The sequence below is a fragment of the Thermaurantiacus tibetensis genome (assembly GCF_015354055.1).
In the GTDB taxonomy this organism is placed as follows: domain Bacteria; phylum Pseudomonadota; class Alphaproteobacteria; order Sphingomonadales; family Sphingomonadaceae; genus Thermaurantiacus; species Thermaurantiacus tibetensis.
Genome location: NZ_JACHTM010000002.1, coordinates 650,965 through 665,232, shown reverse-complemented (window position 1 = coordinate 665,232; position 14,268 = coordinate 650,965). Strand labels below are relative to the sequence as shown.

Annotated in this window: 13 protein-coding genes; 3 read left to right on the top strand and 10 right to left on the bottom strand. The window is 71.3% G+C overall.

All coding sequences use genetic code 11. The annotated features are described in order from the left end of the window. Positions 1-16: 16 nt before the first annotated feature. Complete coding sequence (locus H3H34_RS07760) at positions 17-1,030, bottom strand: NADP-dependent oxidoreductase (protein ID WP_194744682.1); 1,014 nt, start codon at positions 1,028-1,030, stop codon at positions 17-19. Beyond that, complete coding sequence (locus H3H34_RS07755) at positions 1,027-1,686, bottom strand: DUF2459 domain-containing protein (protein WP_194744681.1); 660 nt, start codon at positions 1,684-1,686, stop codon at positions 1,027-1,029. Before H3H34_RS07755 ends, H3H34_RS07760 begins: the two co-directional genes overlap by 4 nt. Before the next feature lie 112 nt (positions 1,687-1,798). Here H3H34_RS07755 and H3H34_RS07750 point away from each other — a divergent pair, with 112 nt between their 5' ends. Both H3H34_RS07750 and H3H34_RS14005 read left to right on the top strand, forming a co-directional pair. Then, positions 1,799-2,482: a TetR/AcrR family transcriptional regulator gene (locus tag H3H34_RS07750; RefSeq protein WP_194744680.1), complete on the top strand. Its 684-nt coding sequence runs from the start codon at positions 1,799-1,801 to the stop codon at positions 2,480-2,482. An 11-nt stretch (positions 2,483-2,493) separates the two neighbouring features. Then, a complete protein-coding gene (locus tag H3H34_RS14005; RefSeq protein WP_328831567.1) occupies positions 2,494-3,168 on the top strand; it encodes an HNH endonuclease in 675 nt (224 codons plus the stop codon). 19 nt (positions 3,169-3,187) lie between these two features. On the opposite strand, the gene H3H34_RS07740 is transcribed toward H3H34_RS14005, so the two are convergent. From H3H34_RS07740 to prfB, 6 genes are all read right to left on the bottom strand, one after another. After that, positions 3,188-4,615 carry an NAD-dependent succinate-semialdehyde dehydrogenase gene (locus H3H34_RS07740; protein WP_194744679.1) on the bottom strand — a complete coding sequence of 476 codons (1,428 nt, stop codon included), beginning with the start codon at positions 4,613-4,615 and terminating at the stop codon, positions 3,188-3,190. Beyond that, on the bottom strand, positions 4,612-5,385 hold the full coding sequence (gene tatC, locus H3H34_RS07735) for a twin-arginine translocase subunit TatC (protein WP_194744678.1): 774 nt from the start codon (positions 5,383-5,385) through the stop codon (positions 4,612-4,614). The genes H3H34_RS07740 and tatC overlap by 4 nt, the downstream gene beginning before the upstream one ends. After that, entirely contained in the window at positions 5,382-5,804 is a 423-nt protein-coding gene (tatB, locus tag H3H34_RS07730) for a Sec-independent protein translocase protein TatB (protein ID WP_194744677.1), read from the bottom strand. Before tatB ends, tatC begins: the two co-directional genes overlap by 4 nt. Before the next feature lies 1 nt (position 5,805). Continuing rightward, positions 5,806-6,057, bottom strand: a complete 252-nt coding sequence (locus tag H3H34_RS07725) for a twin-arginine translocase TatA/TatE family subunit (protein WP_194744676.1) — start codon at positions 6,055-6,057, stop codon at positions 5,806-5,808. Positions 6,058-6,095: 38 nt separating this feature from the next. Next, on the bottom strand, positions 6,096-6,749 hold the full coding sequence (scpB, locus tag H3H34_RS07720; protein WP_194744675.1) for an SMC-Scp complex subunit ScpB: 654 nt from the start codon (positions 6,747-6,749) through the stop codon (positions 6,096-6,098). Continuing rightward, positions 6,739-7,867, bottom strand: a protein-coding gene (gene prfB / locus H3H34_RS07715; protein WP_194744674.1) for a peptide chain release factor 2 whose coding sequence is annotated in 2 segments (ribosomal slippage) — positions 6,739-7,797 and positions 7,799-7,867 — 1,128 coding nt in all. Because the reading frame shifts where the segments join, the coding sequence is not laid out codon by codon here. Before prfB ends, scpB begins: the two co-directional genes overlap by 11 nt. Before the next feature lie 84 nt (positions 7,868-7,951). Between prfB and H3H34_RS07710 the strand changes: the two genes are divergently transcribed. Further along, the gene (locus tag H3H34_RS07710; RefSeq protein WP_207790813.1) at positions 7,952-9,388 is read left to right on the top strand and encodes a protein adenylyltransferase SelO; all 1,437 of its coding nucleotides are present in this window, start codon (positions 7,952-7,954) and stop codon (positions 9,386-9,388) included. On the opposite strand, the gene H3H34_RS07705 is transcribed toward H3H34_RS07710, so the two are convergent. Both H3H34_RS07705 and H3H34_RS07700 read right to left on the bottom strand, forming a co-directional pair. Then, entirely contained in the window at positions 9,352-12,048 is a 2,697-nt protein-coding gene (locus tag H3H34_RS07705; RefSeq protein ID WP_194744672.1) for a cation-translocating P-type ATPase, read from the bottom strand. The genes H3H34_RS07710 and H3H34_RS07705 overlap by 37 nt on opposite strands. A 63-nt stretch (positions 12,049-12,111) precedes the next feature. Next, positions 12,112-14,265 carry an RNA degradosome polyphosphate kinase gene (locus H3H34_RS07700; RefSeq protein ID WP_194744671.1) on the bottom strand — a complete coding sequence of 718 codons (2,154 nt, stop codon included), beginning with the start codon at positions 14,263-14,265 and terminating at the stop codon, positions 12,112-12,114. Positions 14,266-14,268: the final 3 nt, after the last annotated feature.

Sequence of the window (14,268 nt, the reverse complement as noted above, 5' to 3'; positions counted from 1 at the left end):
GCCGCCTCGGGGGCGGCTACTCCGGCGAGACCGCAACCAGGAGCTTGCCGAAGTTCCCGCCCGAGTAGAGCAGCTTCACCCATTCGTCGGCGCGGTCGAGGCCGGGGCGGATGTCCTGCCGGGTCTTGAGCTTCCCCTCGAGCATCCAGCCGGCGAGCTCCTGAACGCAGTGGGGGAAGCGGGCGGCAAAATCTGTCACGATGAAGCCCTGGATCCGCAGGCGCCGCATGAGGATGAGGGTCCAGCGGCCCGGCTCCTCGGCTGCATCGGTCGCGTTGTAGCGCGAGATCATGCCGCACAGCGGCATCCGTCCGAAGAGGCGCATGCGCTGAAGCACGGCCGACATGATCGGGCCGCCCACCTGCTCGAAGTTGATGTCGACGCCCTCGGGGGCGAGCCGATCGAGCGCGGCGCCTACATCCTCGGCCTTGTAGTCGATGGCGGCATCGAAGCCGAGCTCGTCCACCACGAAGCGGCACTTCTCCGGGCCGCCGGCGATCCCGATCACGCGGCAGCCCTTGAGCTTGCCGATCTGGCCGACGATCTGGCCGACGCCTCCGGCTGCGGCCGAGACCACGAGCGTCTCGCCCGGCTTCGGCTGGCCGATCTCGAGGAGGCCGAAGTAGGCGGTGGGGCCCACCACGCCGAAGGTGCCGAAGGCCTGGGGCACGGAGATGCCAGGGATCTCCGGCATGGGCTGCAGGCCGGTGCCGTCGGAGACGAGAAGGTCGGTCCACTGGCCCAACCCGGCGACGAGCTGGCCTTCCGGAAAGCCGGGGTGGCGGCTGGCCACAACCCGACCGACGATCCCGCCGCGCATCGGCTCGCCGAGGCCGACGGGCGGCATGTACTGCTCCATGTCTGACATCCAGATCCGGTTCGTCGGGTCGAGCGAGAGATAGTGGACCCGGACATGGACCTGGCCATCGGCGAGTGGCGGCACCGGCTCCTCGACATAGACGAGGTCGCCTTCGGCGATGTCGCCCACCGGGCGCCGGGCCAGCTTCCAGACATGCCGCGTGCCGCTCATTCCCTCTCCTTTCCATTCGCGTTCGGGAACCGCCACAGGAGGCCCTGCGGCAGGGGGGTCCAGCGCCCGACGCGCACTCCGGCCGCGGCGAGCGCGTCCCGGGTCCACTGGTTGCAGGTCCGCCACGGGCTGTAGCGGCCATGGGCGGGGAGGAACAGGTCATCCTTTCCATAGCCCGGAAGGGGCGGGCCGGGCGCGATTGCCGCCTCGATGTGGGCGGCAAGACGGAGGTAGGCCTCCTCGGAAAGCCGGATCGGCCGGCCCGAGGGCGCCTCGAGGCGATACACGTGGAGAAGCGTGGCATGGCCGGCGACGAGCGCGCGGAGCGCGAGCCGGAGGTCGACGTCAGCCCAGGTGGGCGTGGCGAGGAAGAAGTCCCGCTCGCCCCAGGAGACGCTCACGAAGTGCTCGGCCGTGCGGCCATCGGCAAAGGTGGGGAAGCGGCGGCGCCAGTCGTGGCCGGCCGCTGCCACGGGAAGGACGAGTTCGGTGTGGACAACACTGGAGTCGAGGTGGATGGTGACGGGGCGAGGGCCCGGGTCGGCAAGTGGCCGGTTTTGAGGCACGAGAGCGCCGAGCAAGGCGGCGAGGAGGTAGAGGGGGGGAAGCGCGAGCGGCACGAGGGCGAGTCGGGCAAGGGCGGGGGGCCGGGCCATGCCGTATGCTAGCCGCGGCGAGAGTGCGGTCCCAAGGTCCGTTCCCGGACGGTTTTTTGACTGGCACTCAAATCTGAGTCATAGGGCGGCGGAAGCAAGGAAAGGACTGGCATTGGCGACACGCGCGATTGATTCGGCTGGCGAGCCGCAGCGGCGGGCGGCTGCGCGGGTCAAGGCTGCGCCGGCGCCGCGCCGCTACGCGCCGGAGGAGACGCGCGCGCGGGTGCTGGAGGCGGCCTACCAGCTCTTCTCGCTTCAGGGCTACCAGGGCACCGGCACGGCCGACATCGCCCGAGCCGCCAATGTGTCGGAAGGGTCGATTTTCTACCACTTCGGCTCGAAGCGGGCGCTGCTCGCAGAGCTCGGGCGGCTGCACGGCGAGAAGCTGGTGGCGGCCATGCAGGGCGACGATGCGCTCGAGACGCTCGACCCGCGCGACGCGATCAGCCGCTGCTTCCGGTTCTGCGAGCTCAACACCACCTGGGAGGCGATCCAGGGCGAGGAGGAGTGCAAGGGGGGCTACCAGAAGGCGGCGCCTGACCCCGAGGCAGAGCCCTTCTTCCTCGCCGCCCGCGAGGTGACGCAGGCGTGGGTGGAGCGGCACGTCGAGGCGTGGAACCGGCACCATGGCATCACCGGGGTGGACCCGGCGATTGCCGCTTCGCTCACCTTCGCGGCCGTGGGGGATGCGCTCCACCTGGCCTTCCGCCACGGCGTGACGCCCGAGGAGCGCGCCCACATCCTCGAGCAGACCATCCGCTTCGTGAAGGCGGCCTGCATGGGGGGCGAGGGCTAGGACCGCGCGGCGTGGCGTCGCGCTGGAAGGCGGCGGTCTGGGCGGCGGTGCAGCGGCAGGCGGTGCGGAGCCGCGGCGCCTTCACCCGCGGGCAGCTGGTCGGGGCGGAGCTTGGCCGCATCGTTTCCGACGCCGGCTCGACGGGGCGCACGCCGGCGCAGACTCTGAGCCGCGCGCTTCAGGAGCTGCGTGATGCCGGGCTTCTCCTCTTCGACGGCCGCGGACGCTACCGGCTGGCGAAGAGCACGGCCGCGGAACCCGAGGTGGACAAGGCGATCGCGACCCAGGTGGAGCTCAGGGTCATGGCGCGGCTGGGGCAGGGCCGATTCCGGCGCGAGCTGCTGGCGCGCTGGGACGGCCAGTGCCCGCTCACCGGAATTGCCGAGGGCGGGTTGCTTCGTGCCTCGCACATCATCGCCTGGCATGCCTGCACCGAGGAGAGCGAGCGGCTGGAGCCGGACAATGGCCTGCTGCTCTCGGCGCTCTGGGACGCGGCGTTCGACCGGGGCCTGGTGAGCTTCGCCGACGATGGGGCGCCGATCGCCTTTCCCGCGCTGGGCCGGGCCGCGCGCACGGCCTTGCGGATCGAGGGCGCGCCGAAGCTCGGCCGGCTTTCGGCCGGGAACCGGAAGCGGCTGGCCGCGCACCGCGCCTTCTGTGCCCTGGGGGAGTGGCCGGCGCCCTGATCCGGCCGGCCCGCGCGGACTAGACGGCGATGTTCACGTACTTGAGTTCGAGATACTCGTCGAGGCCGTAGCGGGAGCCCTCGCGGCCGAGGCCGGACTCCTTCACCCCGCCGAACGGGGCGACCTCGTTCGAGATGATGCCGGTGTTCACCCCGACGATCCCGTACTCGAGCGCCTCGGCCACCTTCCACACCCGGCCGAGGTCGCGCGCGTAGAAATAGGCGGCAAGGCCATATTCGGTCGCATTCGCGGCTTCGATCACCTCGTCCACCGTCTCGAACCGGAACACGGGGGCGAGCGGGCCGAAGGTCTCCTCGGTTGCGACCTTCATGGCGCCCGTCACGCCGGTGACGAGCGTGGGCTGGAAGAAGGTGCCACCGAGCGGGTGGCGGCTGCCGCCCGCGGCGAGCCGCGCACCGTGGGCAAGGGCGTCGGCCAGATGCTCCTCGACCTTCTCGACTGCGGCCATGTCGATGAGCGGCCCGATCTCGGTGCCCTCGGCGTCACCGGGGCCGACCCGGAGGGCTTCGACCCGCGCGGCGAGCTTTTCGACGAAGGCGTCATGAATGTCCGCCTGGGCGTAGATTCGGTTGGCGCAGACGCAGGTCTGGCCGGCGTTGCGGAACTTCGACGCGATCGCGCCTTCGACGGCGGCATCGAGGTCGGCATCGTCGAAGACGATGAAGGGAGCATTGCCGCCAAGCTCGAGGGAGAGCTTCTGCACATGGCGGGCGGCCATGGCCATGAGGCGCTTGCCCGTCTCGGTCGAGCCGGTGAAGGAGAGCTTGCGGACCGTCGCGTTGGCGGTGAACTCTTCGGCAATCTCGGCGGCCGGGCCGGTGACCACCGAAAGCAGCCGTGGGTCGAGCCCGGCTTCGTGGGCGAGGCGGGCGAGCGCAATGGCGGTCAGGGGCGTGGAGGTGGCCGGCTTGACGATCATGGGGCAGCCGGCGGCGAGCGCGGGCGCGGCCTTGCGGGTGATCATCGCGGCCGGGAAGTTCCACGGCGTGATCGCGGCCGTCACGCCGACCGGCTGCTTCAGCACGAAGATCCGGCGGCCGGGCGTGGGGGAGGGGATGATGTCGCCATAGGCGCGCTTTCCTTCCTCGGCGAACCACTCGATGAAGGAGGCCGCATAGGCGATCTCGGTGCGCGCCTCGGCGAGCGGCTTGCCCTGCTCGGCGGTCATCAGGCGGGCGAGCGCCTCCTGCTCGGCCATGACGGCCTCGAACCAGCGGCGCAGCACTGCGCTGCGCTCCTTCGCGGTCTTGGCAGCCCAGGCCGGCATGGCCTCGGCCGCGGCGGCGATGGCGCCCGCCACTTCGGCGCGGGTGAGGCGCGGCACATGGGCGAGCACCTCGCCGGTTGCCGGGTTGGTGACGGGGATCTCGGCGCGGGCAACCGTCGCCCCGCCGACCGGCAGGGCACCATCGGACAGGCTGGTCATTCGGCGACTGTCTCCTCAGGCGCAAGCCGGGCGCGCCGGCGCTCGGTCAGGCGGATGGCGACGATCGCGACCTCGTAGAGGATGCAGAGCGGCACGGCGAGGAGGAGCTGCGAGACGACGTCGGGCGGGGTGAAGATGGCGGCGATGACGAAGGCGATGACGATGGCGTAGCGGCGGCCCTTCACGAGCTGGTCGAGCGTGAGGATTCCCGCGCGGGTGAGCAGCATGAGGAGGATGGGGAGCAGGAAGGCGGCGCCGAAGGCGAACAGGAACTGCATGACGAAGGAGAGATACTGGCCGACCGAGGGCAGCGCCTCCTGCGTGACGCCGCCGAGCTCGCCCTGGAAGCCGAGCAGGAAGCGGAGCGCGACGGGGATGGCGACGAAATAGGCGAAGGCGGCGCCCAGGGAGAAAAGGAAGGGGGTGGCGACGAGGAAGGGCAGGAGCGCGGCCTTCTCCTGCCGGTAGAGGCCGGGCGCCACGAAGCGCCAGGCCTGCGTGGCGATGACCGGGAAGGCGAGCATGAGGGCGCCAAAGAGGGCGACGCGGACCTGGACGAAGAAGGCCTCGAACACCTGGGTGAAGATGACCCGGTCCTGGCCCGCGGCAACCAGCGGCTGGACGAGGATGGCGAAGAGGGGCCGGGAGAAGGCGAAGCAGACCAGGAAGGCAGCGACGAGGGCCGCGAGCGACCAGAGGAGGCGGGTGCGCAGCTCGATCAGATGCTCGATGAGCGGCTGCTTCGTCTCGTCGATGTCGGAAATCTTCATCGCGCCGGCTCCGGCGGCGGGGCAGGTGCATCAGGCTTCGGGGCGGCATCTGCGGGGCTGGGCGAGCCAGCGGTCGGTATGTCGGCGGGCGGCAGGCCGAAGTCGACCACCGGCGGCTCGCCGGCGTGGTTAGGTTCGGCGGTCGGCGCCGCGCCGGGGGGGAGCGGCGCGGCCATGTCGGGCAGCGGGGCGGCGGCCATGATGGCCTCGTTGTGCCGCTTCCACTCCTTCTCCATTTCCTCGAGCTCGGCCTGGCGGACCATCTCGTCGAAGCCGGCGCGGACGTGGCGCGACATGGCGCGCGCCTTTCCCACCCAGCGGCCGACCGCCCGCATGGCGACCGGCAGGTCCTTCGGGCCGATCACGATGAGGGCGACGGCGGCGACGAGCAGCAGCTCGGACCAGCCGAGGTCGAACATCTCAGGGCTGGCGGCTGGGGTCGCTTGCGGGCGTCGCCGGGGTCACGGTGGAGTCGGCGCCGATCCGGGGCGTGACCGGCGGCTCGGCCGCCTTCGCAGGCGCTGCCGGAGTCTCGTCGTCGGCAAGGCCCTTGCGGAACGCCTTGATGCCCTTGGCGACGTCGCCCATCATCTCCGAGATCCGGCCGCGCCCGAACAGGAGCAGCACGAGGACCCCCACGACGATCCAGTGCCAGATGCTGAAGCTGCCCATCACGTCCTCCTGAAGGGCGCGCCGCGCCCGCGGCCCATCTAGGTCTCGCGAGACGATTCTGCCAGCCCGGGGGTATCGCCGCCGGCAGCCTCGGGCGGCAGCGGGTCGAGGAGACCGGCGGCTCTGAGCTCCGCAAGGCCCGGGAGATCGCGCCGCGAGGCAAGTCCGAAGTGGGCGAGGAAGGCCGGGGTGGTCGCATACTGGAGCGGCCGGCCCGGAGTCTCGCGCCGGCCGGCCGGGCGGATGAGGTCGGCCTCGAGAAGCGAGTCGAGTGTTCCGCGCGAGATCTGGACTCCACGAATGTCCTCGATCTCGGCGCGGGTGGCCGGCTCGTGGTAGGCGATGATGGCAAGCGTCTCGAGGGCGGCACGGCTCAGCTTGCGCGGAGCCTCGCGCACCGCCGTCAGCACCGCAGCGCAGTCGGGCGCGGTCTGGAAATGCCAGCGGCCGCCCCGGCAGACGAGGTTGACTCCGCGCGAGGCATAGTCGGCCTCGAGGCGGGCGAGCGCGGCGCCGAGGTCGCCTTCCCCGGCATAGGCGCGGATGTCGGCCGGCGCGAGCGGCTCGGCGGCAGCGAAGAGCACCGCCTCGACCCGGCGGGCGTAGGCGGCAAGCGCGCAGGCGCGATCGTCCGGCGGCAGCTCCGGGCCCTCCGCGTCGGCGCGGGCCGCGGTGCTGCCGTCAGTCGACATCCTCGACCTCGACCCTCTCGCCCGTCACTCGCTGGGCGAGCGCCGCGGCGATGAACGGGTCGAGCGCGCCGTCGAGCACCTCGTGCGGCGAGGTGGAGGTAACGCCCGTGCGCAGGTCCTTCACCAGCTGGTAGGGCTGGAGCACGTAGGAGCGGATCTGGTGGCCCCAGCCGATGTCGGTCTTGGCGGCGTTCTGGGCGTTGGCCTCGGCCTCTCGCCGCTGGAGCTCGGCCTCGTAGAGGCGGGCGCGGAGCATCTTGAAGGCGGTGGCCCGGTTCTTGTGCTGGGAGCGCTCGGACTGGGAGGCAACCACGATGCCGGTGGGAAGATGGGTGATCCGCACGGCCGAGTCGGTCGTGTTGACGTGCTGGCCGCCCGCGCCCGAGGAGCGGTAGGTATCGATCCTCAAGTCCTTCTCGTTGATCTCGATTTCGATCGAGTCGTCGATCTCCGGGTAGACCCACACGCTTGCGAAGCTGGTGTGGCGCCGGGCGTTCGCATCGAACGGGCTGATCCGCACCAGGCGGTGGACTCCGCTCTCGGTCTTGGCCCAGCCGTAGGCGCCCTCGCCCTTGACGAGAAGGGTGGCCGACTTGATGCCTGCCTGCTCGCCGGGGTGGGAGTCGATGAGCTCGGTCCGGAAGCCGCGGCGCTCGGCCCAGCGCTGGTACATGCGGAACAGCATCTCCGCCCAGTCCTGGCTCTCGGTGCCGCCGGCGCCGGCGTTGATCTCGATGAAGGCATTGTTGGCGTCGGCCTCGCCGGAAAGCAGGGCCTCCACCTTCTCCTGCTCGGCGCGCGCGGCAAGCCGCGCAAGCGCCTCCACGCCCTCGGCCTCGAGCTCGGAATCGCCCTCGGCCTCGGCGAGCTCGATCAGCTCGACCGTGTTCCGGAGCTCGTCCTCGAGCGTCCGGGTGGCGGTAAGGGCTTCCTCGAGCTTGCGGCGCTCGCGCATGACCGCCTGCGCCGCCCGCGGATCATTCCAGAGCGCCGGGTCCTCGGCGCGGGCGTTCAGCTCCTCGAGCCGGCGCTGGGCGCGGTCCCAGTCAAAGAAACCTCCTCAGCAGGCCGACGGCCTGCTCGACTGTCCGCGCATGGGCTTCGGCTTCGGCACGCATCTTCAAAGCATATAGGGGCAGCACCAGGCAAAGGAAAGCTCGGGGATGTTTGCAAAAGGCCCCCTGCGCCCCCATGGATGGCCCGTGGCGCCGTTCCGCTTCGACACCAGCTACGCCCGTCTTCCCGAGGCGCTGTTCGCCCGCGTGGCGCCGACCCCGGTCAGGGCGCCGCGCCTCGTCATCTTCAACCAAGGGCTCGCCGCGGAGCTGGGGCTGGGCGCGGCGGAGGACTGGGCGGCGCTGCTTGCGGGCAACCGGCTGCCCGAGGGCGCGACCCCGCTCGCCCAGGCCTATGCCGGGCACCAGTTCGGCCACTTCACCATGCTGGGCGACGGGCGGGCGGTGCTGCTCGGCGAGCATGTCGCACCCGACGGCAGGCGCGTAGACATCCAGCTCAAGGGCGCCGGCCGCACCCCCTTCAGCCGCATGGGCGACGGCCGCGCGGCGCTGGGGCCGATGCTCAGGGAGTATCTCGTCTCCGAGGCGATGCACGCGCTCGGGGTTTCGACGACGCGCAGCCTCGCCGTGGTGGCAACCGGCGAGCCGGTGGTGCGCGAGGAGGTGCTTCCCGGCGCGGTGCTGACGCGGGTGGCGGCAAGCCACATCCGGGTCGGCACCTTCCAGTTCGCGGCCGCCAAGCGCGACCGCGAGGCGCTCGCTGCCCTCCTTGCCCACACGATCGCCCGCCATGCCCCCGAGGCGGCGGAGGCCGAGCGGCCGGCGCTGGCGCTCCTCGAGGCGACCAGCCGCAAGCAGGCCGCGCTGGTCGCCCGCTGGATGGGGGTGGGGTTCATCCACGGCGTCATGAACACCGACAACATGACGCTCTCGGGCGAGACGATCGACTATGGCCCCTGCGCCTTCATGGATGCCTTCGAGCCCATGACGGTGTTCAGTTCGATCGACCGGCAGGGCCGTTACGCCTACGCGAACCAGCCGGTCATCGCCCACTGGAACCTGGTGCGCCTCGCCGAGGCGCTGCTGCCGCTCATCGACCCTGACGAGACGGCGGCGATCGACATGGCGAACGCGGCAGTGCAGCGATTCCCCGCGCTGTTCGAGGCCGAGTGGCTCGCCCAGTTCCGGGCGAAGCTGGGGCTTGCCACGGCCGAGGAGGGGGACCGGGCGCTCGTCGAGATGCTGCTGTCCGTGATGCGCGACACCGGCTGCGACATGACGGGCGGCTTTCGCGCGCTCGCGGAAGGGGCGGCATGGCCGGTCGACGCGGCCGACCAGGCGGCTTTTGCCGGGTTCGAGGCAGCTTGGGCGGCGCGGCTCGCCCGCGAGGGCACGGCGCTTCCCGACGCGCGGGCGCGGATGCTGGCTGCCAACCCCGCCATCATCCCTAGGAACCACCGGGTCGAGCAGGCGCTCGCGGCAGCGGGCGAGGGCGACATGGGCCCGTTCGAGCGGCTGCTTGCCGCCGTCACCCGGCCCTATGCCCCGCGGCCCGAGGACGCGCCGTTCCGCAGCCCCCCGCTCCCTCACGAGCGGGTGCTGGCCACCTTCTGCGGCACCTGAGCCCGGGCGGCGAGCCGCCGGGCGATCGCCTTCTCGGCCTCGACGAGGAGGAGCAGGAGCACGCCGACCGCCACCACCATCAGGAGCTCGAGCGCGGTGAGCGGCGTTGTCGAGAAGACGCGCTGCATCGGCGGCCAATAGGTGAAGAGGAGCTGGGCGGCAGACACCAGCACGACCGCAATCAGGACTGCGGGCGTGCCGGCAAGGCCGCGAAGGCTGAGCCCGGCCGCATGGGCGTAGCGCACCGCGAACAGGTAGAAGACCTCCATCGCGACGATGACGTTGACGACGAGCGTGCGGGCGTGGGCGAGGTCCCACCCGGAGGCCTTCGCCCAGGCGAACATGCCGAAGGCGCCTGCAGTGACGAGGAGCGAGACGAAGGCGACCCGCCACAGAAGGCGCCCGGAGAGGATGGGCTGCGCACGGTCGCGCGGGGGGCGCAGCATGGCGCCCTCCTCGCCGGGCTCGAAGGCGAGCGCGAGGCCGAGCGTGGTGGCCGTCACCATGTTGATCCAGAGGACCTGGAGCGGGGTCAGGGGAAGGACGAGGCCGAGCGCAAGGGCGGCGAGGATGGTCATGGCCTCGCCGCCGTTTGTGGGAAGCGTCCAGCCGATCACCTTCATGAGATTGTCCCAGACGGTCCTGCCCTCGCGCACCGCTGCGGCGATCGAGGCGAAGTTGTCGTCAGCGAGGACCATGTCGGCGGCTTCCTTGGCGGCCTCGGTGCCCTTCCGGCCCATCGCGATCCCGATGTCGGCGCGCTTCAGCGCCGGCGCGTCGTTCACGCCGTCGCCCGTCATGGCAACGACATGGCCCTGGCGCTGGAAGGCCTCGACGAGCCGCAGCTTGTGCTCGGGCGCGGTGCGGGCGAAGACGGCGGTGCCGTCGAGGCGGGCGGCAAGCGCGGCGTCGTCGAGCCGGTCGAGCTCGGCTCCGGTCAGAACGCCGGGTTCGTCGGCGAGCGCGAGCGCGCGGGCGATCGCCTGCGCGGTGCCGGCATGGTCGCCGGTGATCATCACGACGCGGATGCCTGCCCGACGGCAGGCGGCAACGGCCTCGATGGCCTCGGGCCGGGGCGGGTCGATCAAGCCGGCGAGGCCGAGGAGGCGTGCGCCGGCAAGCGACGCGGGCGAGGCGACGTCGGCCGCCTCGGCCTCGGCGAAGGCCAGCACGCGCAGGCCCTCCGCAGCGAGCGCGGCGGCTCTCGCCTGCCACTGCGCCTCGGCGTCAGCGTCCAGCCCGCAGAGCGGCAGCACGGCCTCGGGCGCGCCCTTGATGGCGGCAAGCCGGCGGCCGTCGGCGCGGACGTCAAGCGTGGCCATGAGCCGGGTCTCGGGCGCGAAGGGGAGGACCGCCTCCCGCCGCGCTGCCGCGCGCTCTCCCGCAAGGTCCGCCTTCATCGCAAGGGTGACCAGAGCGCCCTCCATCGGGTCGCCGTCGACCACCCACTGGCCGTCGCGCTCGGTCACGCGGGCATCGTTGCAGAGAAGGCCGACGCGGGCGAGGTCGGCGACCTCGGGGTCGACTCCGCCGTCGATCTCGCCGTCCGGCGCATAGCCCACGCCCGAGACCGCGCGCGTCGACGAGGGCAGCGCCAGCACGGTCACCGCCATCTCGTTGCGCGTGAGCGTGCCGGTCTTGTCGGAGCAGATCACGGTGACCGAGCCCAGCGTCTCGACCGCAGGCAGGCGGCGGATGAGGGCGTGTCGCGCGGCCATGCGCCGGACGCCGATGGCGAGCGTGACGGTGAGCACCGCGGGCAGGCCTTCGGGAATGGCTGCCACCGCGATCCCCACCACCAGCATGAAGGCCTCGGCGAACGGCAGGCCGCGGACCACGACGGCAAAAGCGAAGGCAAGTACCGAGAGGCCGAGGATGACGAAGGTGAGCTTGCGGGCGAAGCGGCCCATCTGCTCCATGAGCGGCGTCGTGGTGCGGCCGACGTCGGCAAGCATGCCCGAGATGCGGCCGAGCTCGGTTGCGGACCCCGTTGCGACGACAACGCCCCGGCCCTGGCCGGCCGTCACGAGGGTTCCGGCAAACGCCATGCCGGCCCGGTCCCCGAGCGGGGCGTCGGCCGGCACGGCAGCGCCGGTCTTGGTGACGGGAACCGACTCGCCGGTCAGCACTGCCTCGTCAAGGCGCAGGCCGCTCGCCTCGAGGAGGCGAAGGTCGGCCGGCACCCGGTCCCCGGGCTCGAGGAGCACGATGTCCCCCGGCACGAGGGTGGCGGCCGGCACCGTGGTGCGCGCGCCCCCGCGCACAACCGAGGCCATGGGGTCGATCATCGCGCGGATGGCGGCGAGCGCCTGCTCGGCGCGACCCTCCTGCAGGAAGCCGATGGCGGCGTTGACGAGGACGACCGCGGCGATGACGAGCGAGTCCGCGCCGTGGTCGAGCCCGGCCGAGATGGCAGCCGCCGCGATCAGGAACCAGATGAGCGGGTTGTCGAACTGGCGGAGCAGGCGGCGGAGCGGGCCGTCGCGCCGCCGCTCGGGCAGGCGGTTCGGCCCGTGCCGGGCGAGCCGGGCCTCGGCCTCGGCCGGATCGAGGCCAGCGGGCGTCGCGCCGAGCCGGGCGAGGACCGCGTCGGCCGGGCATGCGTGGGGCGGAAGATCGCCTGCCGAGTCCGCCGCTCGTGCCGAAGGTGCCTCGCCCATGCCGCCATCGTGGCGGCACCGCGTGACGGGTGCAACCGTCGCCGGGCTGCGTCGCTGCAAGGCTCAGGCCGCGGCCGCGTCCGTCTCCGCGGGCGGGCCGACAACGAGCTTCGGCACCCGCCCCTCGCGCAGCGCCGAGCCGCGGCCCGAAAGCGAGGGGTTGGCCATGAAGTAGCGGTGGAGGTTGAAGCCCTCGCCCTCGGGCTTCAGGCGGACGTAGCTGCCGTCCGCGCGCATCTCCCAGCTCTGCTCGTTGTCCTTGAGGTTGGCCACCATCACCTGGTCGAGGATCTGGGCGTGGACCGTCGGGTTCTCGATGGGGACGAGGAGCTCGACCCGCCGGTCGAAGTTGCGCGGCATCCAGTCGGCCGAGGTGATGAACACCTTCGCCTTGCGCGACGGGAGCGGCCGGCCGTTGCCGAAGACGACCACCCGGCTGTGCTCGAGGAAGCGGCCGATGATCGAGCGCACGCGGATGTTCTCGGAGAGGCCGGGGATGCCGGGCCGCAGACAGCAGATGCCACGCACCACCGCCTCGATCCGCACGCCAGCCTGGCTTGCCTCGTAGAGCTTGTCGATGATGACGGGGTCGACAAGCGCGTTGAGCTTGACCCAGATGGTGGCAGGGCGCCCGGCCCGCGCATGGGCGATCTCGGCGTCGATCAGCTCCATCAGCCGGGGCCGGAGGGTGAGCGGGGACATGGCAAGCCGCCTGAGGCCGCGCGGCTCGATGTAACCGGTGACATAGTTGAAGACCTGCGCCACCTCACGGCCGAGCGCCGGGTCGGCAGTGAAGAAGGAAAGGTCGGTGTAGATGCGCGCCGTGACCGGGTGGTAGTTGCCGGTGCCGAGGTGGAGGTAGGTGGCAAGCTCCTGCCCCTCGCGGCGCACCACCATCGAGGCCTTGGCATGGGTCTTGAGCTCGATGAAGCCGTAGACCACCTGCACGCCGGCGCGCTCGAGCTCGGCGGCCCAGGTCAGGTTCTGCTCCTCGTCGAAGCGGGCCTTGAGTTCGACGAGCGCGGTGACCGACTTGCCGGCCTCGGCCGCGTCGATGAGCGCGCGGACGATCGGCGAGTTCTTCCCCACCCGGTAGAGCGTCTGCTTGATGGCAACGACGTCAGGGTCTTCCGCCGCCTGGCGGAGGAAGGCGAGCACGACGTCGAAGCTCTCGTAAGGGTGGTGGACGACGATGTCCTTCGCGCGGATGGCCGCGAAGCAGTCCCCGCCGAAGTCGCGGATCCGCTCGGGGAAGCGGGGGGTGTAGGGCTCGAACTTGAGGTCGGGGCGGTCTTCCTCGACGAGCTGGGCGAGGTCGGCAATGCCGAGGATGCCGTCCACCTCGGTCACGTCGGCATCCGTCACGCGCATGGCCGAGCGCACCAGCTGCTTCAAATTGTCGGGCGTCTCCGCGGTGATCTTGAGGCGGATGACCTGGCCCCGCCGGCGCTGCTTGATGGCGGTCTGGAAGAAGCGGACCAAGTCTTCCGCCTCCTCCTCGATCTCGATGTCGCTGTCGCGGATGATGCGGAAGGCGCCGCTGCCGAGCAGGGTGAAGCCCGGGAAGAGCAGGGGCAGGAAGTGGCGGATGACGTCCTCGAGTGCGATGGTGCGCACGGCCGCGCCCGGCAGGCGGACGAAGCGCGGCAGCATCGGCGGCAGCATGAGGAGCGCGACCAGCGTCTCGCCATCGGCGTCGCGCCGCATCTCGAAGATGAGGCTGAACCCCTTGTTCGGGATGAAGGGGAAGGGGTGGGCCGGGTCGATTGCCTGGGGGGTGAGCACCGGGAAGATGCGGGCGAGGAAGTGGCCTTCGAGGAAGCGCGTCTCCTCGGCGGAGAGATCCGAGGGCTTCAGGATCCGATAGTCGGCGGCGGCGAGCAGCCGGACGATTTCCTGGTAGACCGCCTGCTGCTGCTGCATGAGGCGGTCGGCGGCCTCGGCGATGGCGGCAAGCTGCTGCGCGGGTGTCGCCCCTTCCGCGGAAGGCAGGTCGATGCCTGCATCCACCTGGCCGCGCAGGCCGGCCACGCGCACCATGTAGAACTCATCGAGGTTGTTGCCCGAAATCGAGAGGAAGCGCAGCCGCTCGAGAAGCGGGTGGGCAGGGTTGGTGGCCTCCTCAAGCACCCGGGCGTTGAACGCGAGCCAGGAGAGCTCGCGATTCACCAGCCGGTCCGACATGAGGCGGTTCGGCACCGCGGAGAAGGCTTCCATGGG

Bases quoted from the DNA above. Each gene is read 5' to 3' on its own strand.
- tatB (WP_194744677.1), bottom strand. From the start codon at position 5,804: ATGTTCGACCTCGGCTGGTCCGAGCTGCTGCTCGTCGCCGCCGTCGCC.
- H3H34_RS07740 (WP_194744679.1), bottom strand. From the start codon at position 4,615: ATGACCAGCCTGTCCGATGGTGCCCTGCCGGTCGGCGGGGCGACGGTT.
- H3H34_RS07700 (WP_194744671.1), bottom strand. From the start codon at position 14,265: ATGGAAGCCTTCTCCGCGGTGCCGAACCGCCTCATGTCGGACCGGCTG.
- tatC (WP_194744678.1), bottom strand. From the start codon at position 5,385: ATGAAGATTTCCGACATCGACGAGACGAAGCAGCCGCTCATCGAGCAT.
- H3H34_RS07705 (WP_194744672.1), bottom strand. From the start codon at position 12,048: ATGGGCGAGGCACCTTCGGCACGAGCGGCGGACTCGGCAGGCGATCTT.
- scpB (WP_194744675.1), bottom strand. From the start codon at position 6,749: ATGTCGACTGACGGCAGCACCGCGGCCCGCGCCGACGCGGAGGGCCCG.
- H3H34_RS07725 (WP_194744676.1), bottom strand. From the start codon at position 6,057: ATGGGCAGCTTCAGCATCTGGCACTGGATCGTCGTGGGGGTCCTCGTG.
- H3H34_RS07755 (WP_194744681.1), bottom strand. From the start codon at position 1,686: ATGGCCCGGCCCCCCGCCCTTGCCCGACTCGCCCTCGTGCCGCTCGCG.
- H3H34_RS07760 (WP_194744682.1), bottom strand. From the start codon at position 1,030: ATGAGCGGCACGCGGCATGTCTGGAAGCTGGCCCGGCGCCCGGTGGGC.